The 25841-nt window shown below is 40.3% G+C and carries 29 protein-coding genes and 1 pseudogene; 15 read left to right on the forward strand and 15 right to left on the reverse strand.

Translation table 11 applies throughout. The features are described from left to right. Positions 1–119: 119 nt before the first annotated feature. Complete coding sequence (gene gdhA / locus SD31_RS01265; RefSeq protein ID WP_039052817.1) at positions 120–1451, reverse strand: NADP-specific glutamate dehydrogenase; 1332 nt, start codon at positions 1449–1451, stop codon at positions 120–122. Positions 1452–1644: 193 nt separating this feature from the next. Between gdhA and SD31_RS19690 the strand changes: the two genes are divergently transcribed. Continuing rightward, the gene (locus tag SD31_RS19690; RefSeq protein ID WP_052258517.1) at positions 1645–2175 is read left to right on the forward strand and encodes a pyridoxal-phosphate dependent enzyme; all 531 of its coding nucleotides are present in this window, start codon (positions 1645–1647) and stop codon (positions 2173–2175) included. Further along, entirely contained in the window at positions 2151–2642 is a 492-nt protein-coding gene (locus SD31_RS19695) for a 1-aminocyclopropane-1-carboxylate deaminase/D-cysteine desulfhydrase (RefSeq protein WP_052258518.1), read from the forward strand. Before SD31_RS19690 ends, SD31_RS19695 begins: the two co-directional genes overlap by 25 nt. On the opposite strand, the gene SD31_RS01275 is transcribed toward SD31_RS19695, so the two are convergent. The 5 genes from SD31_RS01275 to SD31_RS01290 all read right to left on the reverse strand — a co-directional run bounded on the left by SD31_RS01275 (position 2639) and on the right by SD31_RS01290 (position 7950). Further along, on the reverse strand, positions 2639–3532 hold the full coding sequence (locus SD31_RS01275) for a cation diffusion facilitator family transporter (RefSeq protein ID WP_039052818.1): 894 nt from the start codon (positions 3530–3532) through the stop codon (positions 2639–2641). The two genes, SD31_RS19695 and SD31_RS01275, sit on opposite strands and share 4 nt — an antisense overlap. A 256-nt stretch (positions 3533–3788) precedes the next feature. Further along, the gene (locus tag SD31_RS17955) at positions 3789–4280 is read right to left on the reverse strand and encodes a hypothetical protein (RefSeq protein WP_231561027.1); all 492 of its coding nucleotides are present in this window, start codon (positions 4278–4280) and stop codon (positions 3789–3791) included. Continuing rightward, on the reverse strand, positions 4249–5145 hold the full coding sequence (locus SD31_RS01280; protein WP_231561028.1) for a Gfo/Idh/MocA family protein: 897 nt from the start codon (positions 5143–5145) through the stop codon (positions 4249–4251). Before SD31_RS01280 ends, SD31_RS17955 begins: the two co-directional genes overlap by 32 nt. Positions 5146–5234: 89 nt before the next feature. Then, on the reverse strand, positions 5235–6638 hold the full coding sequence (locus SD31_RS01285) for a DUF1080 domain-containing protein (protein WP_039052819.1): 1404 nt from the start codon (positions 6636–6638) through the stop codon (positions 5235–5237). A gap of 28 nt (positions 6639–6666) precedes the next feature. Next, a complete protein-coding gene (locus SD31_RS01290; protein ID WP_039052820.1) occupies positions 6667–7950 on the reverse strand; it encodes a Gfo/Idh/MocA family protein in 1284 nt (427 codons plus the stop codon). Between the two features lie 178 nt (positions 7951–8128). Between SD31_RS01290 and SD31_RS19700 the strand changes: the two genes are divergently transcribed. The 3 genes and pseudogenes from SD31_RS19700 (at position 8129) to SD31_RS01300 (ending at position 10877) form a co-directional block, all read left to right on the forward strand. Next, positions 8129–8479, forward strand: a complete 351-nt coding sequence (locus SD31_RS19700) for a lipocalin family protein (protein ID WP_262506487.1) — start codon at positions 8129–8131, stop codon at positions 8477–8479. Continuing rightward, the gene (locus SD31_RS19705) at positions 8361–8714 is read left to right on the forward strand and encodes a lipocalin family protein (protein ID WP_262506485.1); all 354 of its coding nucleotides are present in this window, start codon (positions 8361–8363) and stop codon (positions 8712–8714) included. The genes SD31_RS19700 and SD31_RS19705 overlap by 119 nt, the downstream gene beginning before the upstream one ends. 41 nt (positions 8715–8755) lie before the next feature. Next, positions 8756–10877: pseudogene (locus tag SD31_RS01300) on the forward strand (catalase). A 24-nt stretch (positions 10878–10901) separates the two neighbouring features. Here the strand turns inward: SD31_RS01300 and SD31_RS01305 are convergent. Next, positions 10902–11126 (reverse strand): hypothetical protein, encoded by a 225-nt coding sequence (locus SD31_RS01305; protein WP_039052840.1) that lies wholly within the window; start codon positions 11124–11126, stop codon positions 10902–10904. 190 nt (positions 11127–11316) lie between these two features. Between SD31_RS01305 and SD31_RS01310 the strand changes: the two genes are divergently transcribed. From SD31_RS01310 to SD31_RS01330, 6 genes are read left to right on the forward strand one after another with little or no spacing between them, the layout of a single operon-like run. Beyond that, entirely contained in the window at positions 11317–12018 is a 702-nt protein-coding gene (locus SD31_RS01310) for an ABC transporter ATP-binding protein (protein ID WP_039052821.1), read from the forward strand. Next, positions 11999–12946 (forward strand): efflux RND transporter periplasmic adaptor subunit, encoded by a 948-nt coding sequence (locus SD31_RS01315; protein WP_039052822.1) that lies wholly within the window; start codon positions 11999–12001, stop codon positions 12944–12946. The genes SD31_RS01310 and SD31_RS01315 overlap by 20 nt, the downstream gene beginning before the upstream one ends. A 1-nt stretch (position 12947) precedes the next feature. After that, positions 12948–13748, forward strand: a complete 801-nt coding sequence (locus tag SD31_RS01320) for an ABC transporter permease (RefSeq protein ID WP_052258519.1) — start codon at positions 12948–12950, stop codon at positions 13746–13748. After that, positions 13745–14080 carry an FtsX-like permease family protein gene (locus tag SD31_RS16840; protein WP_052258520.1) on the forward strand — a complete coding sequence of 112 codons (336 nt, stop codon included), beginning with the start codon at positions 13745–13747 and terminating at the stop codon, positions 14078–14080. Before SD31_RS01320 ends, SD31_RS16840 begins: the two co-directional genes overlap by 4 nt. A gap of 2 nt (positions 14081–14082) precedes the next feature. After that, positions 14083–15120 carry a TolC family protein gene (locus SD31_RS01325; RefSeq protein ID WP_039052823.1) on the forward strand — a complete coding sequence of 346 codons (1038 nt, stop codon included), beginning with the start codon at positions 14083–14085 and terminating at the stop codon, positions 15118–15120. A gap of 52 nt (positions 15121–15172) precedes the next feature. Continuing rightward, positions 15173–15352 carry a hypothetical protein gene (locus SD31_RS01330; RefSeq protein WP_039052824.1) on the forward strand — a complete coding sequence of 60 codons (180 nt, stop codon included), beginning with the start codon at positions 15173–15175 and terminating at the stop codon, positions 15350–15352. Between the two features lie 6 nt (positions 15353–15358). Here SD31_RS01330 and SD31_RS01335 read toward each other — a convergent pair whose 3' ends face one another. After that, positions 15359–15895 carry a helix-turn-helix domain-containing protein gene (locus SD31_RS01335; RefSeq protein WP_039052825.1) on the reverse strand — a complete coding sequence of 179 codons (537 nt, stop codon included), beginning with the start codon at positions 15893–15895 and terminating at the stop codon, positions 15359–15361. Between the two features lie 194 nt (positions 15896–16089). Here SD31_RS01335 and SD31_RS01340 point away from each other — a divergent pair, with 194 nt between their 5' ends. Further along, positions 16090–16656: a GNAT family N-acetyltransferase gene (locus SD31_RS01340; RefSeq protein ID WP_039052826.1), complete on the forward strand. Its 567-nt coding sequence runs from the start codon at positions 16090–16092 to the stop codon at positions 16654–16656. Beyond that, complete coding sequence (locus SD31_RS01345; RefSeq protein ID WP_052258522.1) at positions 16653–17501, forward strand: GNAT family N-acetyltransferase; 849 nt, start codon at positions 16653–16655, stop codon at positions 17499–17501. The genes SD31_RS01340 and SD31_RS01345 overlap by 4 nt, the downstream gene beginning before the upstream one ends. Before the next feature lie 2 nt (positions 17502–17503). Here the strand turns inward: SD31_RS01345 and pdeM are convergent, their stop codons facing one another. From pdeM to SD31_RS01365, 6 genes are read right to left on the reverse strand one after another with little or no spacing between them, the layout of a single operon-like run. After that, the gene (gene pdeM / locus SD31_RS01350) at positions 17504–18151 is read right to left on the reverse strand and encodes a ligase-associated DNA damage response endonuclease PdeM (RefSeq protein ID WP_039052827.1); all 648 of its coding nucleotides are present in this window, start codon (positions 18149–18151) and stop codon (positions 17504–17506) included. Further along, a complete protein-coding gene (locus SD31_RS01355; RefSeq protein ID WP_231561030.1) occupies positions 18148–19773 on the reverse strand; it encodes a helicase-related protein in 1626 nt (541 codons plus the stop codon). The genes pdeM and SD31_RS01355 overlap by 4 nt, the downstream gene beginning before the upstream one ends. Next, a complete protein-coding gene (locus tag SD31_RS17960) occupies positions 19730–20419 on the reverse strand; it encodes a DEAD/DEAH box helicase (protein WP_231561031.1) in 690 nt (229 codons plus the stop codon). Before SD31_RS17960 ends, SD31_RS01355 begins: the two co-directional genes overlap by 44 nt. Next, positions 20397–20609 (reverse strand): hypothetical protein, encoded by a 213-nt coding sequence (locus SD31_RS17965; protein WP_231561032.1) that lies wholly within the window; start codon positions 20607–20609, stop codon positions 20397–20399. The genes SD31_RS17960 and SD31_RS17965 overlap by 23 nt, the downstream gene beginning before the upstream one ends. 21 nt (positions 20610–20630) lie before the next feature. Continuing rightward, entirely contained in the window at positions 20631–22211 is a 1581-nt protein-coding gene (locus tag SD31_RS01360; RefSeq protein WP_039052828.1) for an ATP-dependent DNA ligase, read from the reverse strand. Further along, the gene (locus SD31_RS01365) at positions 22208–23095 is read right to left on the reverse strand and encodes a ligase-associated DNA damage response exonuclease (protein WP_231561033.1); all 888 of its coding nucleotides are present in this window, start codon (positions 23093–23095) and stop codon (positions 22208–22210) included. Before SD31_RS01365 ends, SD31_RS01360 begins: the two co-directional genes overlap by 4 nt. A gap of 541 nt (positions 23096–23636) precedes the next feature. Here SD31_RS01365 and SD31_RS01370 point away from each other — a divergent pair. Together SD31_RS01370 and SD31_RS16335 are read left to right on the forward strand one after the other, a co-directional pair. Continuing rightward, complete coding sequence (locus tag SD31_RS01370; protein WP_052258523.1) at positions 23637–25352, forward strand: hybrid sensor histidine kinase/response regulator; 1716 nt, start codon at positions 23637–23639, stop codon at positions 25350–25352. Then, positions 25327–25476, forward strand: a complete 150-nt coding sequence (locus SD31_RS16335) for a hypothetical protein (RefSeq protein WP_156138137.1) — start codon at positions 25327–25329, stop codon at positions 25474–25476. Before SD31_RS01370 ends, SD31_RS16335 begins: the two co-directional genes overlap by 26 nt. A 60-nt stretch (positions 25477–25536) precedes the next feature. Here SD31_RS16335 and SD31_RS21080 read toward each other — a convergent pair whose 3' ends face one another. Then, on the reverse strand, positions 25537–25788 hold the full coding sequence (locus SD31_RS21080; RefSeq protein WP_410528222.1) for a glycoside hydrolase family 95-like protein: 252 nt from the start codon (positions 25786–25788) through the stop codon (positions 25537–25539). Between the last annotated feature and the right edge of the window lie 53 nt (positions 25789–25841).

The raw sequence follows: 25841 nt of genomic DNA on the forward strand, positions 1-25841 counted from the left end.
GAAATATTTGTACTACTGTTTGCGAAAATAAACTTTAATAAGCATAAAAATAAAACAGGGGAATAATATTCTTATTCCCCTTTATGCAATTAATACAAAGATGAGCAAAAAATTCTATCCTACAATACGCCTTGAGCTTTCATGGCTTCAGCAACTTTAATAAAGCCTCCTATATTAGCGCCTTTAAGGTAATTGATATAACCATCTTTCTCTTTTCCATAACGAATACAGGTTTTGAAGATGTTGTTCATGATGGCTTTCAAACGGTCATCAACCTTGGAGGCATGCCATTGTTGACCTATTGAATTTTGTGACATTTCCAATCCGGATACAGCCACACCACCTGCATTTGCAGCTTTTCCAGGGGCATAAGCTATTTTAGCCTTGTGGAACACCTTGATAGCACCAGCCGTAGAAGGCATATTTGCTCCCTCAGCCACACAGACGCAGCCATTCTTTATCAATGTTTTGGCATCATCCGCATCGAGTTCGTTTTGTGTGGCACATGGCAATGCAATATCGCACTTAAACTGCCATGGCTTTTCGTTAGCATGGAAGGTGGCGGAAGGGTATTTTTCGGTATAAGCTTGCAGATTACGGCCCAGAGTGGCAATATGGTCAAGCTTTTCAAGAGTAAAGCCTTCCTTGTCGTATAGCACCCCCGTACTGTTTGAAAGAGTGATAACTTTGGCGCCCAGCGAGAGAGCCTTTTCTGCTGCATAATATGCCACATTTCCCGCTCCCGATATAGCCACTACTTTACCTTTCAAATCATCATTCATGCTATCGAAGATACATTCAACGAAGTACAACAGGCCGTAGCCTGTGGCTTCAGGTCGGATATAAGAGCCGCCCCATTGAAGTCCTTTTCCGGTCAATACCCCTGTAAAATTGTTTTGAATGCGCTTATATTGTCCGAAAAGATAGCCTATCTCACGGGAACCCACACCGATATCTCCTGCAGGAACATCCGTCTCAGCACCGATATGGCGATAGAGTTCGGTCATAAAAGCCTGACAGAAACGCATTATTTCGTTGTCCGACTTACCCTTAGGATCAAAATTTGAACCTCCTTTACCGCCTCCTATTGGCAGACTGGTTAATGCATTTTTGAACACCTGTTCGAAAGCTAAAAATTTCAGGATGCTTAGGTTGACCGTAGGTGAAAAACGCAATCCGCCTTTATACGGTCCTATAGCGCTGTTCATCTGTACACGATAGCCTCTGTTAATCTGAATGTTGTTATTGTCATCCATCCACGCCACCCGAAAGGAAACTACGCGTTCCGGTTCCACGATACGCTCCAAGATCCTCAAGTCAGCATACTCCGGATGATATTCATTGATATATGGAATTACATCTTCTGAAACTTCCGTCACAGCCTGTAAAAATTCTGGCTCGTTGGGATTTAGTTTTTCAACGTAGTCAATAAATTCATTAAGATTAAGCATTATTTGTTGATGATTTTTTATTAGAAAGAGTTTTTACTTGTCAAATATACATTTTTTAAAGCTTTTTATTAAGTTTTAATCATGGAAAAATGAAATATTTTCATTTTTTAACATCTACATATTTATTATTGCATTACATTTATCCGTTATAGCCCTTAGTTGAATTTTAGTATATTCGAGTCAAATAAAAGATATGAGAAAGATTAATCTTAAACAGTTTCCGAAAGTTAAATTGATTGAACGTCCTTCGCAGATACAATACCTAAAGAACATCAGCAAACACTTAGGGGTGGAGGTATATGTCAAACGTGACGATTTGCTGGCTATGGGATATGGGGGAAATAAGTTACGAAAGCTTGAATACTTATTGGGAGAGGCAAAGAAACAGGAAGCTACTCATATCTTTACTATAGGAGCTGTGCAGTCTAACCACGCTCGGATGACCGCTATTGCCGCAACGATGAATGGCTTTGAAGCGGAACTGTTTTTGAAAAACAGTGTTCCTATAAGGCAATCGGAATACCATACTAATGGCAACGTGTTGCTCAACAAAATCATTGATGTAACCATTCATCCTGTAGAAAATAACGAGCACGCCTATGAACGTATTGCAGAACGGGAAAAGGAACTGTTGGCACAAGGAGAGAGGCCCTATGTAATTCCCGTAGGAGGTCCAATGCATTGGGAACCCTTGGCTATATGGATGCTTATTTTGAGATTTTAAACCAACAAAACGAGGTTAACGTTAAGTTTGATTGGATAGCGACAGCTACCGGATCAGGCGGTACACATGCAGGATTGGCTATAGGGCAGGCTTTATCACCGGAAGCTATTCCCGTGAAAGGATATAGTGTGGAGCCAAACGCACAATATATACTGGATCATACACTTGCCATCGCCAATGAAGCACTGAAAATGATAGGTGAGGAAACCTTATTGAAGACGAAAGATTTTTATTTTTCGGAGGAATATAGTGGAGAAGCATATGGCATTCCTTCGCCAATACATATTGATACCATCAAATGGCTAGCTAAATATGAAGGCATTTTCTTGGATCCGGTATACACTTCCAAAGCTTTCACAGCCTTGATAATGGACATTAAGAATGGCGTGATAAAGGCAGGGAGCAAGGTGCTATATGTGCATACCGGAGGACTGCCGGGAATCTTTGCTTATCCGCAGTATTTCTAAAGTCCTGCTGCAACCTCAGGGTTGAATGGCTCAATATGAACGAATACATTAGATATTTGAGGCATTTGCTGCATGAGATAATCTTTCAGATTATGTGCTATGTCGTGACCTTCTTTGACCGAAAGTTCGGAGTCAACTATAGCATGGATATCCACGATATAGCTCATACCGATTTTACGGACAAAACACTTTTCTGTATCCAAAACCCCGCTGACATTCTTTGATTTGGACTTTATATCTTCAACCATATCTTCATATAGGTTCTCATCCATAATTTCTCCTAAAGCAGGTCTGAAGATACGATAACAGTTATATAGGATAAAAGCTGCAGCAAATAGGGCAGCCCAATCATCGGCACTTTGATACCCTTCACCCAATAACAGAGCTATAGAAATACCAATAAAAGCAGCAACAGAAGTGATGGCATCACTGCGATGATGCCAAGCATCAGCTCGTAAAGAGCTGCTATTTAAAGTTTTAGCTTTACGCATGACAACCTGATAGCTAATTTCTTTCCAAATAATTATTATACCTAAAACGATTAAAGTCCAAGGCTTAGGCAATTCATGCGGGGTACGGATATTTATAAGACTTTGATGCGCTATGACTGTAGCTGAAATTACAAGGAAAATAACCACAATAAACGTGATCAACGGTTCGATTCGGCCATGACCATATGGATGGGTTTTGTCTGCAGGACGTTCAGAATATTTAATCCCTAAAAGAACAAGAATGGAAGAAAAGATGTCTGAAGTAGATTCTATGGCATCAGCTATCAAAGCGAAAGAATTTCCAAAGAAACCGGCAAGCCACTTAATCACAGCAAGCCCAAAACTACCGAGGATACTGAAATAAACTGTTTTTTTTGCTTTTTCGGATTGCTGTGACATTACGATAAGTTTTGTGCAAAATAACAGAATTCTATACGTTATTAAAAATAATAAAAACTAACAATATTTCCACGCTAATAAATGGGGAGTTCTAAGAGGTGAAATTAATACTACGGGGTGGAGTTAAAAATTTCTATTTAACATAATATAAATTATAGGACAAATTATTATGTTTATTTTGAGCTTGTATTTCATAAAAAATGCAGAGTCTTTATCCTGAGACTCTGCATGAAAATCAAGCGAAGGTATTTTAAGACTACAGCTTGTAATATTGTTCCCAACCTTTAGCTGGCGGAGGTCCGACCAATAAAGCGTTGGCAAATTTGTTGTTGGTAATTTCTTTTTTGACTGGATCGAATTCCAATGTCGTATTTAACCGCTGAGCAATAACACCCAAGCAAAACACCTGACTTAAAGGTCCGGCAATAGCAAATGGTGAGCGTGTTTGCTCCAAATCTTTACAGGCTAACAGAAAATTTTTAAAATGGTTGGAATGCGATTTTTCAATTGATGGCAACTGATTTTCCAAATCCTTAGCTTTGTCATGAGGAATGATTTGTAAGGTACTCGCATGCGATCCGCCTTTGAAGATCAGATCTTTGCTATAAATGATTTTCCCGGGATTAAGTTTTACCGGTTCTAATTTACCTGTACTTGGTGCAGGAATGTTTGGGTCCAACCCTGAGACACCATATCCTTCAGGAATTGGCGGCAGATTATTTAATCCGTCGTACCAAGTTACATCCACGGCTGGATAATTTTTCCTTTGTGGAAAGCTGAATTTTATGGTGCTGGACATAGGGAAAAAAAAATGAATTATGGCCTTCTAATTTAACAGCTTCTACCCTTGTTGGTAAGCCCATTTCCAGAAACTCGTGTGCCGTATCTAAGATGTGTGCCCCCCAGTCACCCAGAGCTCCCATTCCAAAGTCGTACCAACATCTCCATTGTCCATTCACGAAATCTTTGTTGTAGGTATGCCCCATGGTATGCATCTGCCATAAGTCCCAATCCAATGTTTCAGGAATAGGCTCAGCTTCAGGAAAATTCTTGATTTGAGGATCCCAGGAATGCCAGCGCCTAGGCATGTTCATATGTGCGTCGATACGTGTCACGTCTTTGATGATTCCTGCTTCTTTCCAGGCCTTGAACTGGAAGTAATTGGCTTCGGAATGCCCTTGATTGCCCATTTGCGTCGCTAGCTTGGGGGATTTTGCTGCTTTTTTCATTAGCAATTCATTTTCCAAAAATGTGTGGGCCAAAGGTTTTTCTACGTAGACATGTTTCCCCAAATCCAATGCCGTCATCGCTATGGCAAAATGAGAAAAGTCGGGAGTTCCTATCGATACAGCGTCAATTTCACTGCTAATGTCGTCAAACATTTTGCGGAAGTCCTGATACCTTTTTGCATGAGGAAACATATGCAAGATTTCCTGTGTATGTTTGGCACCTATGTCTACATCACATAATGCCACCACATTACACAGTCCCGTCTTATACAGTTCTTTGATGATTTCTCCTCCCCGAAAACCGATACCGATACAAGCTAGATTCACTCTTTCGTTGGGAGCAGCAAAGGCTATTTGCCCTAGTAGACTGCCAGAAAACAACATGCTCCCTCCTGCTTGTATTTGTTTTTGAAATAAAGCTTCGTCTGGAAATATAATGTCTCATTAGAATTTATTTGCTGATGATGGAAACGCTATTTTAACTCGCGAATTTTGATATTACGAAAAGACACCTCGTCACCATGATCTTGCAATAAGATATGTCCTTTGGGTGCTTCACCGAAGTTTTTCCATACTTTATACTTACTTATGGCTACCAAATCCCTAAACTCTTCTGAACCTCTCTTATAGCTCAACATCTTGAAACCGTTCAGATAATGGGTTACCGTATTATCAGGGCTTACCACTATACGTCCCATATTCCACTGACCTATAGGTCTTCTGGCCCGACCATCTTTGTTGGAAGGAATAAGATCGTAAAGGGAAGCCAATGTACGATTTCTGTCACGTCCCATCTTTGCGTCGGGGTGTTTGGCATCATCCAGTAATTGGTATTCCAATCCTATGGCCGAACCTGATGTTTGCTCACTACCCGTAACGAAATATTTAACACCACTATTAGCTCCTTCGGTAAGTTTGAACTCAAACGATAGGTCGAAGCTGCTGAACTGCTGTTCGGAGATGATATCGCCGCCATTGGTAGATTCTCCTCCATCTGCTTTTAAAACCTTGATCATTCCATCTTTGATTTCCCATCCTTTTGCAGGAAATCCTTCATGGCGTACGCTACGCCAGTTGGTGGAGCTTTCACCGTCAAACAACAATCTGTATCCGGCATCTTCTTCAAACCGACTAAGTTTGTTCGGCGTTAGGTTCACCACATAGACGTCCTTAGGAAAACCTTTTGGCTTTAGATTCTTAGTTTGTATGCGTATGTTTCGAAAATACACTTTTTTGCCATCCAGCTCGTTAGGTACACTATGCACCTGCAGTCCTATAAAACCCGTAGGGTCCAACGTATCGATAAGATAAGCGGTAGGAATGCCATTCACCCATGTTTTAAGCTCATTGCCTATATGTTCAATCCGGAAGTGATTGAATTCGTTGGGTTTAAAGGCTACTTTTGCTTTCTCGTTAAGATCCAATGTGTAGAGCCAGCCACGTCGTGCTTCGTCATAAATACCTCCCGTCCATGCACGAGAGGTAGGGTCCACCTCTACCTGACGGCCATATACCCTGCCATGCCCTCTGTTACCATTAGGATCCAGATGGCTACGCACCTGGATACCAGAATTGCTACCTTCTCCTTCAATCTTAATTTCAAGCTCAAGGATAAAATCACCGTATTCTTTCTCGGTAACCAAAAAGGTATTGGGAGTGCCTTTAGTCATGTGCCCTACAATTACACCTTCTTCCACGGTGAAAGGGGCCTTCCCTCCTAACGACTTCCATCCGTTCAAGGTTTTCCCGTCAAATAAAGGTTGCCAATCCTCCTTATGCTGCGATTGTGCTCCCACATGTTGTAAGCCGCACAATATTGCTATCGTGGATAGAAGGCAAGCACAAAAAGATTTTTTGCTGATAAAAGAAACTTGCATATGCCAAAATTTTTAGATTTAACAATAGCTATACCGCAGGAATGGAATAGCCGTTATGGTATGGAGCTGCTAAATAGTGATTTGCTTCATCGTCTGTAAAACGACGCTTCAGCCTATCCCAATATATCTTTTTCCCTGTACGATAAGCTATATTTCCCATCTGCGAAACGATAGCCACATGACTGCCAGCTTCTATTGGAGCGTTGAGCAAAGATTTATCTTTATTGACAATGGCCTGCACAAAGTTTTCCATATGCTTATCCAGACCTTTATCTACAGGTTTTTGCAAAGGAATAGGTTCCATGCGATTTTGTTCGGGTATTACCTCCCAGCCTCGCCTGTTGAGTATTAATGTCCCGTTATATCCTATGAAAGCAATGCCGTGATCACGTCCATATAATCCAGAACCTAAGCCCAAGACATGTTCCCACTGTATATTGAAGTCATCAAACTCATACATGGCGGTGAGGGTGTCCGGTGTTTCTGCGGCTGTGTTAGGGTCGGCATAAATACCTCCTGATGCCACTATGGCTTTGGGAAAATCCGCTTTCATACCTTGCAATGCATAGTCCAACAGGTGAACACCCCAATCGGTCATCAAACCGCCGGCATAGTCCCAGAACCATCTGAACTCAAAATGAAAGCGATTTATATTAAAATTACGTTTCTGGGCAGGACCAAGCCAACGGTCGTAATCTACCCCTACAGGAACGGGACTGTCAGGCTTTTTGATTATTGGTGTTTTCCATCCCACGTATGACCAAGCTTTTGCCAAACGTATGCGCCCCAGCTTTCCAGAATGTACAAAGGCTATAGCATCCTTGAAGTGTTGCTGGCTGCGTTGCCATTGTCCTACCTGCACTATACTCTTGGACTGGGCGGCAGCGGCTACCATGACCTCACACTCCTTGATGGAATTGCCAATAGGCTTTTCTACATATACATGTTTGCCGGCACGCACGGCATCTACCATCTGCAGGCAATGCCAATGATCCGGAGTAGCAATGATAACAGCATCTACCACATTATCTTCCAACAGCTTTTTGTGGTCCGAATAAGTCTTTACGTGGATATTAAGTTGTTGCAATTCCTCCTTTCTCTTTTCTAATAGATTGGCATCTATGTCGCAGAGAGCGGTACATTCTACATTTTTTAATTTAATGATGGATTGTAGGTCTGTCCATCCCATTCCATTTACGCCGATAAGGCCAACTCTTATTTTTTCCGAGGATAAAGAAAAAGCCTTTCCCGGCTTATAAAATGACGTAGCGGCAAGTAAAGCACCGGCTTTCAAAAAGTCTTTTCTCTTCATAATTCAAGTTTATAACCGCAATTTAATGATTATATGACATTTATGTCAATACAAAAGCTTATGACAACTAATAAGTTACAATTTTTTCTTAAAAAATTAACGACTTACACAACGAGAAATCAATTCGCTTGTTAAACTAAAAAAAGAAAATATGAAAAATAAATTATCCATTAATCTTATGCTTCTTTTAATAGGAGCTTCATTTGTTTTAACGACATCCTGTCTATCTATTCCGAAAAGTGCTACGGTAATAAAGGACTTTGACGCTTCCAAATATGTTGGCACATGGTATGAAATTGCACGAATCGATTTCAAACATGAAAGAAATCTCAACAACACGACAGCACAATATAGTCTAAAGGACAATGGCGACATCAAAGTTGTAAACTCAGGGTTTAATTACCTTAAAAATGAAATGGACTCAACGAGAAGGAAATGCCAAGTTCAGAGGTGCAAAAAATATAGGAGCACTCAAAGTGTCGTTCTTTGGTCCCTTCTACTCGGGATACAATATATACGCTCTGGATAAAGAATACAAATATGTACTAATCGGTGGTAAAAATTATGATTATCTATGGATTTTATCTCGTGAGAAAAGTATTCCGAACCATGTTAAGCAACATTATCTGAGAATAGCCTCAGATTTTGGATATAATGTAAACGACCTGCTATGGGTAGAACATGATAAAAACAATCCCTACTTCCAAATAAGTCTTATTTTTTCGTTAAGGACAAACATTCCTTCCAACCATCTGTTCTTCTAATTAAGCACAGAGTGCTGGATTATTCACTAAAACTTTAAATTATGAAAGAGAAAAATGCAAACAAAAAGGTTGAGCATATTCATAAGTATGTCGTAGACAATACGGACAAGAGGATGACTACCAATGATGGTGTCCCCATACATGACAATAACAATACATTAAAAGGCGGAGAGCGAGGTCCTTCCCTGTTGGAAGATTTCATCTATCAGGACAAGATGGCGCATTTCGACAGAGAAAGAATCCCTGAACGTGTTGTTCATGCCCGAGGATCAGGAGCTCATGGAATCTTTGAAGCTAAAGCCGATATGTCGAAATTAACAAAGGCTAAGTTTCTCAAAAAGGGAACTATCACGCCTGTTTTTGTACGATTTTCCACTGTGGCTGGATTCAAAGGATCGACAGATCTGGCTCGTGATGTACGCGGATTTTCGGTAAAGTTTTATACCGAAGAAGGAAACTATGATTTGGTAGGTAACAACATACCGGTATTTTTTATTCAGGATGCCATGAACTTTCCTGACTTAGTGCATGCGGTGAAGCCCGAACCCGACAATGAGATGCCACAAGCAGCTTCTGCCCACGACACCTTCTGGGATTTTATTTCCTTGATGCCTGAAGCAGCCCATATGATCATGTGGGTAATGTCGGACAGAGCCATTCCACGTTCCTTTAGGATGATGGAAGGCTTCGGCGTCCATACGTTCAAATTTGTAAATGAGGAAGGTAAAGGTACTTTCGTCAAATTCCATTGGAAACCCCGACTGGGTGTTCATAGCGTAGCCTGGCAGGAAGCACAAAAAATTTCAGGATATGATGCTGATTTTCACCGTCGCGACCTGTGGGAAGCTATAGACAAAGGTCATTTTCCTCAATGGGACCTCGGCGTCCAACTGATTCCGGAAGAAGATGAAGACAATGTTTTCTTTCGACCTATTGGATCCTACCAAGATTATTCCCGAAGAGCTGGTGCCGCTACAGATTATAGGTACTATGACGCTCAACAAAAACCCGGATAACTTCTTTGCAGAGACCGAACAGATAGCTTTCGATCCTGGGAGATTAGTTCCAGGTATAGACTTCTCTAACGACCCTTTATTGCAAGGAAGAGTTTTCTCGTATGCAGACACACAAAATTACAGGTTGGGAGGTCCTAACTTTCATGAAATACCAATCAATAGACCTGTCAACGGAAAACACAACAACCAGAAAGATGGTTTCGGCCGCCAAGATATCCTCAAAGGAAACACATCTTATTTTCCTAATAGCACAGGAGGTGGATGCCCTTACCATGCTATGTTAAAAGGTGAAAAAGGCTTTGAATCCCATGCTGAAAAAATAGATGGCAGAAAGATTAGAGGACGGTCAACGTCTTTCGCGGATCATTTTACGCAAGCTCGTCTTTTCTTCCATTCTCAATCTCCCGAAGAACAAGAACATATCATTTCGGCTTACAGCTTTGAGCTTTCCAAAGTTAATGACCCTAAGATTCGTGAGCGTGAATTAGCAATTCTACATCAGATAGATAAGGATTTAGCTAAAAGTGTAGGTAAAAATTTGGGAATAACCCCTCCAAGCACTTTGGATCCGCTGACCGTTCAATTTGCCAAACAGAATCATCCGGAATACCCCATTCAGGCGCCTACACCTGAAGTTACGGTGTCCAAAGCTTTAAGTATGCATATTCAACCTGGAGAAGGAAATATAGAGAGCCGTAAGGTCGCTTTTCTAGTAGCCGACGGCGTAAGTAAGGCCAGTGTAGATGAGATGAAAGCAGCCCTAGAAGCTGAAGGGGCCGAAGCTGTATTGGTAAGCACCCATGTGGGAAAAATGACATTTAAGGAAGGCGATACCGAAGAGGTGCAGCACACTTTTCTTACCGATGCTTCGGTGTGTTATGACGCCATATATACGCCAGAAGGAGATTCAATAAAAACATTGATGCAGGAACCGGATTATTTTCAATTTCTAAATGAAGCGTACCGTCATTGCAAAGCTATAGCTTTTGATAAAGGTGCTGAAAAGCTTATCGAACAAACGCTTATCAAAAAAGTGGATGAAGGTATCATACTAGCTTCGAAGGGTAATCTCACTAAGGACTTTATTTTTGTCATGAAAGGTCATAGAGTCTGGGAAAGAGAAAAAGATAGAAAAGTAGCTGTATAAAAATAAAGAGGAGTAAACAGATGTTTACTCCTCTTCCATTTCATGTCCATTTCGTTCGTTGTTGATATGATAGGTATAGTTGGTGCAGATAATAATATCGTTGGCATCGAAATGCTTAACTATTCCATTGTGTTCCAAAGTCACTACCCAACACGAATTTTGGTGCATACCATAATCGATCAAAAAAAGCGCATGTCCCTTGCCTAAAGGCGTATCCACATAAATCGTGGGATTAAGCTGCAAGATCATATTTTTTCCTCCTCTTATTGATTGAACATATGAGCATAGAAAATTGTTTATGAAGAACAACAACATTTTGTCATGTAACACAACAAAATAGCAAAGGGCATATGATGACCCAACACTTTTTTTAGAACAGAAAATCTATATTGGAAAAGCCACTTTATTTTGATATATTTCTTTATAATAAATGCTGTGTATGGAAAAAGAAATCGTTCGGCTGGAAAGCGTTAAGAAAATTTATAAAACTGGCGATACAACCATAACAGCGTTGGACACCACCACCATAAGCTTCGAAACCAGCAAGCTAACACTTATCATGGGACCATCGGGTAGCGGAAAGACTACGCTACTCTCCATTTTAGGATGTGTAATATATCCTAGTGAAGGACAAGTATTTTATAAAGGACAAAATATTACGAACCTTTCCGAATCCCAATTGGCAGATCTGCGACTGAGGGAAATAGGCTTTGTATTTCAACATTTTAATCTTATAGAGCCCTTGAATGCGTTGGAAAATGTGATGCAGCCCTTACGTCTTCAACGTGTAAGTAAAGCACAAGCCAAACAAATGGCTGAAAAAGCTCTAAAAGATGTAGGTCTTTCGCAACGCATGTATAATCTTCCCAAAAAATTGAGTGGAGGACAAAAGCAACGTGTAGCCATTGCGCGCGCTTTGGTAACTAATCCTACCATGATTTTATGTGATGAACCTACGGCGTCCTTAGACGCTAAAAGTGCGGAAGCAATCATGACAGAACTCAAATCTTTAGCACAACAAGATAAAGCCGTTATCATTGTAACGCATGACCTTCGACTGCGTAAATATGCAGATAAGGTTATTTATGTGGAAGAAGGAAAAGTCTCCAATACGATTAAAGATGAAAAAGTTTATAAGTAAAATATGTGCCATATCGGTATTGTCCATAGTGGCAGCATGTTCTTCCAAAGAAGACAAAAACACCTCAGAACGTAGTGATAAAGCTATTCTTCAAGAGGTTACAGAGGTAAAAGCTATAGGAAAGGTGATTCCCGCAGAGACCGAGGCAATCATTGCTAGTGATGTCAGCGGAATAGTGGATCAGGTGCTTGTCAAAGAAGGCGATAGTGTACGGCAAGGACAGGTTGTTGTTGTTCTCAAGAAAGACAATATAACTTTGGATGTCCGAGAATCCGAATTGCAGTTGCAAAACCTCAAAGAGCAGAACAAATCACTGTTGACCGATATCGAGAAGGCCGAAATTTTTGCTAAAGAGCTACAGGAAAAATACGAAACCTCAAAGATGCTGTTTGCTCAAAATGCTGAAACACGGGAAAAGATGGATGCCGACTATTCCAGTTGGCAGCAACAGCTGACCACCATCAAAGGGTTAAAACATAAACTTCTCGCACAACAGCAATCAGAACGTGAACAGGCCGTTAAAGTTCAAAAATCAAAAAATATTGCGGAAAATTATTTAATCAAAGCGGTTAAGGCTGGTATAATTACTGAGCTGAAGGCAATGCCAGGACAACATATCAATACCACGGAAGTTCTAGGAAAAATCATTAACACTACGAATCCTGTCATTGAAGCAGAGGTCGATGAACTGTTTGCCAATGATATACGCTCCGGTCAGAAGGTATTTATTCTACCTATAGGAAGAAAAGATACTCTCGCAATAGGAAGCATTTTTTATACCGACCCCATATTGTCAAATAAATCCATTTTATATGAATCGGCAAATGAAAGTGAAGATCGTCGCGTAAGACGCATAAAAATTAACATGGAAGACAACAACATTTTGGTTATCAATGCCAAGGTGGATTGTATAATACAGATAAAATAATATGCTTGCCCTAGCTTACAAGTTTATCCGATATGATCGTGCGAAAAGCATAGGCATCATCACGGCAATAGTCATCAGTATATTTTTGATAGGTCAACAACTAAGTCTGATGTTTTTCCTTATGGGACTGATGGGCAACCTTGTAGGAAACGCTTATGTGTCAGATAATCAGCTTTGGATTATAGAATCACAAAGCTCAAATATCAATGCCGTAAATGTCATCGACAGACGTCTGGTGCAGCAGATAGCAAGTCTACCCGAAGTTGAAAGCACCTACCCTGTCGTAGTAGCTCCTGCCCAAGCTTCATTTCTGGATGGCAAGACTGCTCCCGTGACACTCATTGGCACCAATTCTCCTTCCTTCATCATGGGGCCCTTAGAGTCGAAAATCCACGAAGGTAGGTTAATAGACCTTATACAACCAGCTTCGGTAAGTGCTGAGCTTTATAATGCGAAAACTTGGAAAACAACATTAGAACTTAATAAACCTATTGAAATAAATGGTAAGAGTGCCAAAATAGCTCTGATAACAAAAAATGCACAGACATTTGGTGCTAGCATCATGTATACTTCTATAGAAAATGCGCAAATGCTGGGAAATGTCTCCCCTTCCAAGGTGAGTATCATCATCGCTACAGTGAAAAATGTTGAAGATAAAGCTAAAGTCCGACGTGATATAGAACAGCTATTTCCCAACCTACGGGCTTGGGATGCCAATAAGCTTAAAAACTCGTCGGTGATGGAAATTATGATAACCTCCAACATGGGGATGAGTTTTGGTACATTGGTGCTTTTTGCATGATAAGTGGTTTCTTTATCATTGGTCTAACCCTATATTCTTCTGCGTTGGATAGAATAAAAGACTATGGAACACTAAAGGCTATTGGAGCTAAGAAAAGATATGTAAATCGCCTTATTATCGCTCAGGCATTTCTATATGCACTTATAGGTTTCGTAATTGCGATGATATTACTTGTAGGCTTCAAGTTTGGGGTGGCCACCTCAGGACTTATTATCGACCTGACACCGGCATTCATATTGTTTTTACTTATCATCACCTTGTTGATCTCTGTGGGAGGTTCTCTCTTTGCCGTCCGCAAAATCTCCAAGTTAGAGCCTGCATCTGTATTCTGATAATGAAAAAATTTGCCATAATTATACTGCTTGCGTCACCACAATATCTGTGGGCACAAAGTCTTAGCATTCAAGACTTATGGAACCAATATAGAGGTAACAGCAAATACCAACAAACAGTACTGAATACACAAATTAAAACACAGGAGTTGAAAGAACTGCAAACAGACCGCATTCCTGTATTCTATGTTGATGGTAACCTTCAACACAATATCATCATTCCCACCACACCTGTGCCAGCCATAGCCTTTGATCCCTCCGCACAAGAAGGAGCTATCATACCGTTGAAGTTTGCGACAAAATGGTCTTCAAAAGCGGGAGTGCAAGTTGAATGGAAACTGTTTGACCCGCAGCGTAAGTACAGTGAAGACCAGAAATCCTTGGAAATAGAAAAGGCAGAAATAGAATTGCAACGCACAGAAGAAAATTGGAAAAAGGATGCAACATTAGCCTATGCTGCGGTAGTATTGGCAAGTTATCAATATCAGTCTGCCCTTGAAGACTCCGTTGCCTATGCTGAGATTCTCCAAATAACGAAAAACCGCTATAAGGTAGGAAGAGAAAGTTCATCCAATTATATAAGCGCACAACAGCAATTTGAAAGACAGCTCATCCAACTTTATGAAGCGTTCTATGTATTAAAACAGGCTGATTTAGAGCTTAATAATTATATTGACATAAAGCAATACAAGAATTTATCGTCAGGATTTGAAGATATAAAAAATGCCATTTCACCACGTGATAAAAATTACTATGACATGCAGTCTTTAATGGTCGACAAACGTATAGTTGACAACCAATGGATAGCGGCAAAAAGACAATGGCTCCCATCCTTAACCTTAAACGGATATCTTGGCGAGCAATATTATAGCAATGAATTAAGAATCACACGCAAAGAAGAGTGGTTTGGCAACAGCTTTATCAATTTGGCATTAAGAATTCCTCTTTCATCCTATTTTACTGGCCAAGCTACACTCCGTAAGATCCAGCTCAACAGCAAACTTATAGATCTGACAAATCACGGAAAAGCAGGCGGATGATCAATCTTTACACAATAAAAAACAACTTAAGATTTCTGCGGCAGAAGAAAAGTTGCGCAGACTGGAAAAGATTAAAGCCCTAGCCTTACAGGACATGAACGAACAACGGGAAGCCTATAAAGCGGGAAGAGCCCTCATCACAATGTATAATCAGTCTTTGATAAACTATAAAAAAGCAGAGCAGGATGTTTGGCAGGCACAATACGACTTAATAAAAACCATCTTAGATTGAGATTTACTAATTTTTATGTTCTGCGCGGAATGCAGATGGTGTCATGCCGATGTGTTGTTTAAACTGGCTGGCAAAATGTTGCGGACTGCTGTATCCTAAAGCGTAAGCTATGGAACTTAGATCTTTATCGCTATATTTCAGCATTTCCTTAGCTCTGTCCAGCCGCAGTTCAATAAAATATTTCTCTATTGTCTTATTTTCTGTTTTTGAAAAAAGGTCGCTTAAGTAGCTGTATTCATATGGCAGCTTATCACGGACATATGCTGACATCTTTAAAGCCTTGCCCTGTGCCAGCTGTTCTAAGTATTCGACAAGGCTGGCTTTTATAGCTTGAATTATTTTTTCTGTTTTGTCCTCCACAATCTCAAAGCCCACCCTCTCCAATTCTTCTTTCAGCAAAGTCATACGTTCTTCCGAAGGCTGTTCCGACAGCTCTATCTCTCCCATATTAACCGAAAAGTTTCTAAAGCCCAGCTTTTCCAATATGCTTTCGGTAACGATAACACACCGACTACAAACCATATGGGAAACTGTGATTTTCATAACGGATTAACTTTACTAATCAAAGATATTTATTTCTAATTACTTATCTTGTATAGCACAAAATTACTTTACTTATAAATGACTACCAGGTAATACATCAGAATTATTCTCCAAATTATTTTCTTCCTATATTGAAAAAAAAATAAATACTTATTCCAGTAGCTTTACTTCCTCCAATTACGTTTTAACACTATATGACTATACTGATACACATAAAAATTAATGACGATATAGAGCTGTGCCAGCTGCAGAGAGAAGATGCTCAGGACATCTATAGTACCATCGACGGCGAAAGAGCTTTTCTGGGACGATGGCTTCCTTTTGTGTCTTTTACCCAAGATATTGCGGATACGCAAGCCTATGTGGACTCCATCGTCAATGCACCTGAAAGCTCTTATGAATATGTTTTTACTATCCGTGAAAATGGAAAATTCGTTGGAATGATAGGTCTTGTCCGTAGCGACTATAACAATAAGAAGACAGAAATTGGTTATTGGATGTCCGAAAAAAGCCAACACAAAGGCATCATGTCCCGAAGTGTCAAAGCTTTGTGCCGCTTCGCCTTTGAAGAGCTGCACATGAACAGAATTATGATAAAATGCGCTGTGGGTAACACAGCTAGTAGTAACATTCCCAAACGTCTGGGATTCACTTTCGAAGGTATCGAACGTCAAGGAGAGCTATTTCCTGACGGTCATTTCGAGGATTTAGAGATTTACAGTTTACTCAAATCGGAATCTATCAGCCCTAACAACCTATGATTACCATCAAAACTTTAGAAGGAATAGATATTCCTACCCTCACAAACACTTTTAACCAAGCTTTTTCGGACTACCTTGTGTCGCTGCAACTTACGGAAGAACAGCTTAAGTCCAAACTTATTGCCGATGATACATTTCTTCAATATTCCGTAGGCGCATTTTCCCATAATCAGCTGGTAGGATTTATCTTGCATGGCTTTCGTCAGGAAGACGGCAAAAGGAGAATATACAACGGAGGTACCGGAGTCATTCCAGAGTACAGAGGCAACAGACTTACCGTTTCCATGTATAAACATATATTGCCTGTACTGAAGACGCATCACATTCACGAGATTGTGTTGGAAGTGCTTGAAAACAATACGAAAGCTTTACAATCCTACGAAACGGCCGGCTTTAAAGCAAATCGAATGGTAAAATGCTATTCGGGAAAGGTAAGCATCAACACTATCAATCAGGACATACAGATTAAGGCTATAGAAAATCCTGATTGGCAAAAGCTAACAAGATTCTGGGACTTCCTGCCTACTTGGCAAAATACGGTACAATCCGTACAGAATTTGAGAGATACTGTCGTAGTTATAGGTGCATACTTATCCGATGAATTAGTGGGTTACGTAGCATTTAATCCAATGTCAAAACGCATTCAACAGCTTGCTGTAAATCCTTCGTCCAGAAATAAAGGTATCGGAGCGACATTGATCCATTACTTGATAACAAATTATTCGCATGAGCTTAGCATCATGAATGTCGAAGATAATCATCCACAAACGCACAACTTTCTTGCAAGGCTAGGACTTCAAAATACCGTCAATCAAATAGAGATGGTGCTAAGAATCGAGGGATAATATCACTTTATGGGTATTATCCCATTTTCAAGTATGGCATATTGAGTGGTTTCCTCCAGTTGGAATTGGGTGTCCAGTCCGGTAAAATGGCTGAAAGCAGGAAGCACAATCTTTTGGGGGCTTACCACAAAGCAAGGCAAGCGAACGAATTTTTGGGTAGGAAGACGTAAGCTAACACCAGGATGCACATGACCACAAATCTGATAGGTGCTTCCGGATAATGGTGCATGTACGAAAGTAATATTCCCCAAAGTATAGTGTGGTAATACTGTCAGCAATCCAAGTTCATCGAACTCTTGAGCTGTCAACCTATCGTGGTTTCCTCTGACGAGGATAAATTCTATGGCGGTATATTTCTCAAGGAAATCCTTAAAGTCTAATACTTCCGTATTTTTTCCGGCATGGATAAGGTCTCCTACAATTATAATTCTTTTAGGAAAATAATGCGCGATAAGCTTTTCGAGTAAGGTAAGATCTTTAAGATGGATTTCTGAGGTGATAGGAATGCCGTTTTTACGGAAATGAGCCGCCTTTCCCAAATGGAGGTCGGAGAGTATCAAAGCCTCCCTATCCTTCCAATATAGGGCTCTTCGGTTTGTTAATGTAAGCTGCTCGTCCGCCCAAATTATTTGTTGTTCGTAAATAATCATTTCCTCTTACTTTTGTAACGGTTGCTCCTTTCTTGCATTCGCAATATACGGGCAGCCAGATCTTCGCTGGATAAGGACTGCCGCAGGCTATCTACCTTTATAGGAAAACTCAAAGGTGTAAAACTTTCTACTATTTTATAAATTATGGTTGAAGCATTGATTCTTTCAAAGGCTGCTGTGAGTCGCGGCTCTTCCAACTGTTGGTTAAACACCTCTGTATACGCCTGTTTCAGCAGAAGATTGTGTGGTTCATGCTCCTCCAAAACCTGAAATATGATGCCAGCCGATGCCTGTAAAGACTTGTTGCTTTGTTGACGTCCATGATGGTTTTGAATAACATATCCCGCAATGACCGCTATATCACGAAACTTACGTTTGGCCATCTCCGTAGCATTGATACTGGCTGAAACATCCTTCATAAGATCATCTTTTCTCAAAATATAGTGCAGCTGCTCTTCCGTTAAGACAATATCCTTGTCGGAGAAAAGTTCAAAACCATAGTCGTTCATGGCCATAGAGAAACTGATAGGATATAACTGGCTGATACGGTAAGCCATAAGGCTGGCCATCACTTCGTGTACAAGTCGCCCCTCGAAAGGATACATGAACAGATGGCATCCCTCTTTAGTGGTGATCTTCTCTACAAGGAATTCATCTTCTGAAGGAATATGGGATTTGTTCTGTTGACTTTCTACCAAAGGAAAAAGGAAGTTGAGTTCCTTATCCTTTGAGGAAGGTGCTTTAGACTCGGCAAGCTTTTTACGAAGCAGAAAACCCAAATTAGAACTTAGAGGAAGCCGTCCACCCAACCAGCTTGGGGTGATGCCCCTGCCTTGTGAGGCTTTGACATAAACGGTCATCTCTTTCATACGCAAATACTCCAATACTCTTCCTGCAAGGATAAATTTGTCCCCTTCCTTCAATTTGGAAATAAAGTATTCTTCTACCATTCCTATATATCCCCCACCGAGAAATTTTACCTTAACCATAGCATCTGAAACTATGACTCCGAGGTTCATCCGATGGAGCATAGCGATACGGCGCCGCTCTACAACATATATTCCTTCTTCATTTTTCACTACCTTATGGAAATCTTCATACCGACGTCCTATTTTTCCTCCCACAGTGATAAAGGTTGTGCACCACTCCCAATCCTCCTTTGTCATCCATTGAAAAGAGAACGTGTTCTTTACGATATCGAAGAGTTCTTCATAGTCGAAGCCTCCACCTAAGGCTACGGTAACCATAAATTGAACTAAGACATCATAGCATAAAACTAAAGGCTCTCTATTTTCTATGACATTGCGCTTTACCGCCTCTTTGAGAGCTGAAACTTCTATAAGTTCTAAAGAATGGGTAGGTACAAAATAAATTTTGGATACTTCGAAAGGTGAATGGCCACTTCGCCCGGCTCTTTGCATGAAGCGAGCCACCCCTTTACTTGACCCTACTTGTATTACTGTATCTACTGGCTTAAAGTCGACTCCTAAATCTAACGAAGAAGTTGCCACTACAGCCTTCAGCTTTCCCATACTCAAAGCCTCTTCTATCCAGTTGCGGATGTCCGCATCTATAGAGCTATGATGTAAGGCCAACTGTCCAGCAAAAGACGGGATAAGCATCTAGCAAAAGTTGATACCAATATTCGCTCTGGCTACGCGTATTAGTAAAGATAATTGTAGACTTACTTTGGAGGATAATGGGAACCACCTGTTCCACTAACTTTGCCCCCAGATGCCCTGCCCAAGGGAGAATCTCCACATCCGGAGGAAATACGGAGATGATTTCCATCTCTTTCTTTTCCTTGGCTATGATTTTTGCTCTTTTGTTGCTTTGAGGTAATAAGACCTGTAAGGCTTCATTGAGATTACCTATGGTTGCCGTGATCCCCCATATTAACAGCGAAGGGTTTCTATGCTTTAGATAGGATGCTGCAAGCTCTACCATCACCCCTCTTTTCGTGCTAAGAAGCTCGTGCCATTCGTCGATTACCACAGCTTTCAACGTACGGAAAAATTTATCTCTTCCTTTTTGCGCGAGTAGAAGATGCCAACTTTCCGGAGTTAGCAGCAAAACATCAGGCATCTGACGGCTTTGTCGCTGCTTTACTTTCACATCGGTATCTCCATTGCGTACTTCTACCACCCAGTCCAGACCTATCTGATCCACCGCTTCCTGCATGGCACGCGCTAAGTCCTTGGCTAAAGATCGTAGAGGCGTTATCCATATCACTTTCAGACCGCTTTTATAATGCTCGGGATGATTCATATAGTCTATCAATATTCCTATAGAAAACGGAATATGTCTTTCCGAAACCTGTAGGAGCTACGACCATACCGCTATATCCCTGAGCTATCTTTTTCCACGTCTGAAGCTGAAAGGAAAAAGGTTCCCTTGTCTGCTGTTGCAGCCAAGTCAAGACTGTCCGAAAACCGTATGACTGTTCAAAAGAATTCAACGTTCTATTTTTAGGATTAAATTAATGAATTAATTTCTTAATGGATGCCAAATCATCGATTTCTTCTACCGTCTTATCTTTACGCCAACGTACTATTCGAGGAAAGCGCAGTGCCACCCCCGCCTTATGTCTACTGCTCCATCCTATACCTTCAAAAGCTATCTCGAAAACCAATAGGGGCTTCACTGTACGTACGGGACCAAACTTTTCTATTGCATTTTTATTCACAAAACGGCTTACTTCTTGGATTTCTTTATCTGTCAATCCTGAATAAGCTTTGGCAATGGTGACCAGCTTATCGCCATCCCGCACAGCAAATGTATAATCCGTGTAGTAGCTGCTACGACGGCCACTACCCTTCTGTGCATAGATAAGCACGGCATCAATGGTCAGTGGGTCTATCTTCCATTTCCACCAATCTCCTTTTTTGCGGCCTACATGATATACCGATTTTTTATGTTTAAGCATCAAACCTTCACTATTGATTTGCCGAGCTTCTTCTCTTATTACTTTTAGTTGTCCTAATGACTTTTCCGCAATGACAGGCGAAAGATGGATTTGGGTAGAAGGATTATTCCGGATAAGTTTTTCCAGCAAAGCCCTGCGCCTATCCATTGCCCATTCCCTTAAATCAACCCCTCGATATTCTAAAATATCGTACACGTACATGCCTACCGGCACTTCAGACAAAATTTTCTTTGATAGTACTTTGCGGTTAAGCCGTTTTTGTAGGGCTGTAAAGTTTAATATTTCACCATTAGATATAGCCAATATCTCACCATCCAATACAAAATCTCCTTTCCATTGGGCGACTTCCACCACTATTTCGGGAAACTGCGAGGTGACGAGCTCTTCGCCTCTCGACCAAATAAAAATTTCATCTTTCCTTTTAATAAGCTGACCGCGAATGCCATCCCATTTATATTCAATCTGCCATTGTGAAAGGTCCTTTAAAGTTTCTTCCACATCTTCTATAGGATAGGCTAAGCAGAAAGGATAGGGTTTGGAAAGGTTGTTATCTACATAATGTCCATGAACGAGCTCTTCGAAAGCAGATTCTTCCACTTCCCATTCTCCCATAATGCTATGAGACACTGCGCTAGGCTCTAGACCGTAATACGAGGAAATAGCGTTGATAAGTCCTTTTGCCGATATACCTAAGCGGAAACTTCCTCCTAAAAGCTTGTTGAACAAAAAGCGTTCTTGATGCGGTAAATTATCCCAAGCTTGCAATACAAAGTTTCTTTTATCCTCTTCAGATGTGAACTCAAGGGCACGAATCCGATGCATCCACTCTGCCAGCGAGTAATCCCAATATCCCTTTGGAGGTGGAAGTAATAGGGATAATGTCTCACCCAAATCACCTACGGAACTATAAGATTCCTGAAACAACCATTCAGGTAAGCCTGTCGTTTCAAGTACCCATTCTCTCATCAGTTTTGTTGAGACTGTACGTTTAGGTCTTTTTCCTGAAAATAAGGCTAATAACCAAAGTTTATCTTTGTCGTCAGCTTCATTCAAAAAAACATGAACAGCCATCATCTTTTGACTTGTCTTATTGGTGCTATCTAACGCATACACCAGTCGGGCAAAAGCTTTCATACGTTTCCCTCCAGTTCGATAGCATTACTCTCTTCTTCACCATAAGCTGTCATCACTTCTTCTGCCTCATACCCTAGTTCGCAAAGATACTTGCTGAAAATAGTCGTCTGTCCATGTGTGATATATATCTTTTCTGCTTCTGTACTTCTGATTGCCTTTAAAAGGTCGTTCCAGTCCGCATGATCGCTAAGAGCAAAACCTGCATCGGCACTACGCCAACGACGGGCACCGCGCACTGTCATCCAACCCGAACAGATGGCGTATGACATGTTGGGAATCTTTTTAATAACCTTGCTTTCTATCATCGCCGGTGGCAACACCACAATGCCTTGGTCAACATACTTTATATCTTCCCGAAAATCTAATACTTCATACTTTGGAAGTTCTATGCCTATACTTTCATATGCTTGGTTAATCCTATGAATGGAATGATGAACATATGTAGGTGCCACATCTGCTACAGCCTTCAATATACGTTGCGCCTTACCTAATGAATAACCTACAAATACCGACGTCCGGCCATAAGATTGATTATGTGCTATCCATTGACGTAACTCCTCCTCCTGCTTATCTATATCGTTCCACTGGTATATAGGAAGACCAAAGGTACTCTCACTAACAAATTCATGGCATCGTATGGGTTCAAAAGGCGTAGATAGTCCGTCGTCCTGAAGTTTATAATCTCCCGAAACCACAACTACCTTCCCTTTGTATTCCATGCGGATTTGCGCGGAGCCCACCACATGTCCCGCCGGATGAAAGGAAACACGAACGCCATTGATGACTATGGTTTCATTAAAGCCAATACCTTCCACCGTTATATCCGGCCCCAATCGACTTTGAAGGATAGGAACACTAAAATGATGACATAAATATTTTTTCATCCCCCGGTGTTGCATGATCTCCATGTCCATGGGTAATTAATGCTCTCTCTACAGGCTTCCATGGGTCTATATAGAATTTGCCGGGCACACAATATATTCCTTCGTGCCGAAATTGAATAATCTGCATGATGAGATAACCATTTATCTCTCATAAAGTTTTTATAGAATTTAGATGATTCTAAAATATTTGTTTTACGATAAATTTATCTTTACATACTATTTAGTAACTTTGGTGTAGGACTTTAACATTTAATCATCTTTTTGTCGTGGCGGAGAAAAATACATTCTATTTAAGGCTTCTGTTACCGGGAACAGTAATAGTTACAAGCTTAATCCTATGTGTAATTTTCTTTTTTTCAATACAAGGAATATAAGGAAGTCGAAGCTAGGCTTAATAAAGCATACGAGACTAAGACAAACTCTTCTCCTATCATCTATGAGCTGATGACTACTTTCAGTGAAGTAGACAATTTATTCCGACTATATGCGGTGTCCTTTGATAAGGATAACCTAAAAGACTTATCAAGATAAACTGGATACGTTGAATGATATCATCACGAGAGTAGACAGCATACAACAGCTAAAAATAAGTGCCACAAACAATATTATTGATCAAAATATAGCCCTTCAATATGTCCAGCTCAAAAAGAGGATTGACGACCTCATTACCTTTGCAGACGAAAAGCTGGCAAACAACACTACGGACTTGAACAGCAGACGATTAAGTCGTTCAAGGATGACTACAGACTCCTTGATGAAGAATATCATGCGTGACACCTCTTACAAGGATGTGATGCAGGACACTATAGTGCGTAAAAAGCAAAGTCTGTTCAAACGGATTTTCAACGCCAAAGACGATACCACTTTCAATCAGGTTGAAAAAGAGATATTTAATGTAAATCAGCTAAACATCATCGAAAAAAATGTTGAAAATCTTGTTCAGGCTAATGAAAGAGTCTATAACAGAAATTTCAGAGAACTGCAACGCATATATCTTCTTTCTAAGGAACAGGAGCGTAACCTCATCACCTCCAATTACTCTTTACTCAGCGACTTGAAAAAGACTATAGACGATATCAAGGAGCAAGAAGCTCAACTTCTTCGGGAATCCGAAAAATCTGATTATTTTCTACTTCAGAAGAATTCCCATAAGTTCGGCATCTATGCCATGATGGCATTGGGAATAATCTTTCTTATGCTGATATTTATTGTTTATTATCAATATCTTGTTGCAAATTACGAAAGTAAAATCATTAAGGAAAAAGAATATGCAGCCAACGTTGCAGAAGAAAAAACCAACCTCTTAGCGAATATAAGTCACGAAATAAGAACGCCATTGATTTCTCTGCAAGGTGTTGTTCAGTTATTGAAAAACAATGAATTTACTCCGGAGAAGTTGGATAGAACTCTTATTAACAATATTGACCAAGATATCAGTGTCATCAACAACAGTATCAATGATATTTTGAGTCTCAGCAAAATCGAATCTGGCAACATGGAGGTTGTCATGGATGAAGTATATATAGCCAAAATCATTGAAGATACATATAGCCTCCATACGTTTCAGGCAAGCAACAAAGGTTTGAAGTTGAATAAAGAAAATAACCTGAAACATAATCTCAAAATTATCTCTAATGAATTTAGATTACGTCAAATTATCTCTAATCTGATATCCAACGCCATCAAATATACAGAGAAAGGATCGGTGACCATCCGTGCTTATATTAGCAACAATCAGATTTTCGTCGATGTAGAAGATACAGGAATAGGTATCGAAAAAAGTAAGCAGGAGCAAATCTTCCGTAAATACTATATAGTAGAAAACAAGAAGACAGGCTTCGGACTAGGATTGCATATTTCGCAGTTACTAGCTAATCAGATAAACGGAAAACTTTCAGTAAAAAGTCAGCTTGGAAAGGGATCGACCTTCACTCTTCAAATTCCTTTGAAGCTAGCGCAAGGTCAGAAAAACCAGAAGAAAGATTCAATGCCATCGTCAAAGACAGACCTGTCGAAAGATCTATCTATAGTACTTATTGACGATAATAAAATCAATCTTTTGCTGGCAAAACAAATGTTTAAAGACTTTGAGCATGTATCTTTCTTTGAGGATGCTGCAAATGCACTCAACTTCATAAAGCAATACAAAACGGATATTGTTGTTACAGATGTCATAATGCCTCATATGTCGGGATGGGATTTGTTAGATGCCATCAAGTCTTCTGACAAAGTTGAAACATATACTTGTATTTGCTAATACGGCAGATGAAGCGGTGGCCGAAAATAATCACTCTTCATCCAATCATGCTTTTGATGGGATAATCACTAAACCTATTAGCGTCCAAAAGCTTGCCGAAGCATACAAAAAAATAAAAGAATAGGCAAACAGCCTATTCTTTTTTCATTAAACTAAAAGCTAACAACATACTTAAATAACTCTTTTAGAAACGGTTACTTAGATCGTAGGTCTGATTTTTATTTGTTTTAACCTTAATTTTTTTGCCTTTATACTGCACTACAGCTTCACCTCCATTTCGGGAATGTAAAAGAAGTTTTTCCAGTTTTCCTGCTTTCCAGGATACGCTAACCTCGAAAGCACCACGCGCCACCAGTCCCGAATAGGCCCCTTCATTCCATGCTTCAGGTACCGCCGGTAGCACATGTATTATGCCCTCATGGCTTTGTAATAGCATCTCTGCTATGCCTGCCGTTCCTCCGAAATTTCCATCAATCTGAAAAGGAGGAT

The sequence above is a fragment of the Sphingobacterium sp. T2 genome, from assembly GCF_000814685.1.
Lineage (GTDB): Bacteria > Bacteroidota > Bacteroidia > Sphingobacteriales > Sphingobacteriaceae > Sphingobacterium > Sphingobacterium thermophilum.

Excerpts from the sequence above, each read along its gene's own strand:
- SD31_RS19705 (WP_262506485.1), top strand. The coding sequence starts at position 8,361 with ATGAAATGGACTCAACGAGAAGGAAATGCCAAGTTCAGAGGTGCAAAA.
- SD31_RS19695 (WP_052258518.1), top strand. The coding sequence starts at position 2,151 with ATGGATGCTTATTTTGAGATTTTAAACCAACAAAACGAGGTTAACGTT.
- SD31_RS19700 (WP_262506487.1), top strand. The coding sequence starts at position 8,129 with ATGCTTCTTTTAATAGGAGCTTCATTTGTTTTAACGACATCCTGTCTA.
- SD31_RS01285 (WP_039052819.1), bottom strand. The coding sequence starts at position 6,638 with ATGCAAGTTTCTTTTATCAGCAAAAAATCTTTTTGTGCTTGCCTTCTA.
- SD31_RS01310 (WP_039052821.1), top strand. The coding sequence starts at position 11,317 with ATGGAAAAAGAAATCGTTCGGCTGGAAAGCGTTAAGAAAATTTATAAA.
- SD31_RS16840 (WP_052258520.1), top strand. The coding sequence starts at position 13,745 with ATGATAAGTGGTTTCTTTATCATTGGTCTAACCCTATATTCTTCTGCG.
- SD31_RS01320 (WP_052258519.1), top strand. The coding sequence starts at position 12,948 with ATGCTTGCCCTAGCTTACAAGTTTATCCGATATGATCGTGCGAAAAGC.
- SD31_RS01340 (WP_039052826.1), top strand. The coding sequence starts at position 16,090 with ATGACTATACTGATACACATAAAAATTAATGACGATATAGAGCTGTGC.
- SD31_RS19690 (WP_052258517.1), top strand. The coding sequence starts at position 1,645 with ATGAGAAAGATTAATCTTAAACAGTTTCCGAAAGTTAAATTGATTGAA.
- SD31_RS01305 (WP_039052840.1), bottom strand. The coding sequence starts at position 11,126 with ATGATCTTGCAGCTTAATCCCACGATTTATGTGGATACGCCTTTAGGC.
- pdeM (WP_039052827.1), bottom strand. The coding sequence starts at position 18,151 with ATGATTATTTACGAACAACAAATAATTTGGGCGGACGAGCAGCTTACA.
- SD31_RS01325 (WP_039052823.1), top strand. The coding sequence starts at position 14,083 with ATGAAAAAATTTGCCATAATTATACTGCTTGCGTCACCACAATATCTG.
- SD31_RS01355 (WP_231561030.1), bottom strand. The coding sequence starts at position 19,773 with ATGCTTATCCCGTCTTTTGCTGGACAGTTGGCCTTACATCATAGCTCT.
- SD31_RS01315 (WP_039052822.1), top strand. The coding sequence starts at position 11,999 with ATGAAAAAGTTTATAAGTAAAATATGTGCCATATCGGTATTGTCCATA.
- SD31_RS01290 (WP_039052820.1), bottom strand. The coding sequence starts at position 7,950 with ATGAAGAGAAAAGACTTTTTGAAAGCCGGTGCTTTACTTGCCGCTACG.
- SD31_RS01345 (WP_052258522.1), top strand. The coding sequence starts at position 16,653 with ATGATTACCATCAAAACTTTAGAAGGAATAGATATTCCTACCCTCACA.
- gdhA (WP_039052817.1), bottom strand. The coding sequence starts at position 1,451 with ATGCTTAATCTTAATGAATTTATTGACTACGTTGAAAAACTAAATCCC.
- SD31_RS01280 (WP_231561028.1), bottom strand. The coding sequence starts at position 5,145 with ATGTTGTTTTCTGGCAGTCTACTAGGGCAAATAGCCTTTGCTGCTCCC.
- SD31_RS01275 (WP_039052818.1), bottom strand. The coding sequence starts at position 3,532 with ATGTCACAGCAATCCGAAAAAGCAAAAAAAACAGTTTATTTCAGTATC.
- SD31_RS21080 (WP_410528222.1), bottom strand. The coding sequence starts at position 25,788 with ATGCTATTACAAAGCCATGAGGGCATAATACATGTGCTACCGGCGGTA.
- SD31_RS17960 (WP_231561031.1), bottom strand. The coding sequence starts at position 20,419 with ATGAATCATCCCGAGCATTATAAAAGCGGTCTGAAAGTGATATGGATA.
- SD31_RS01335 (WP_039052825.1), bottom strand. The coding sequence starts at position 15,895 with ATGAAAATCACAGTTTCCCATATGGTTTGTAGTCGGTGTGTTATCGTT.
- SD31_RS01360 (WP_039052828.1), bottom strand. The coding sequence starts at position 22,211 with ATGAAAGCTTTTGCCCGACTGGTGTATGCGTTAGATAGCACCAATAAG.
- SD31_RS01365 (WP_231561033.1), bottom strand. The coding sequence starts at position 23,095 with ATGAAAAAATATTTATGTCATCATTTTAGTGTTCCTATCCTTCAAAGT.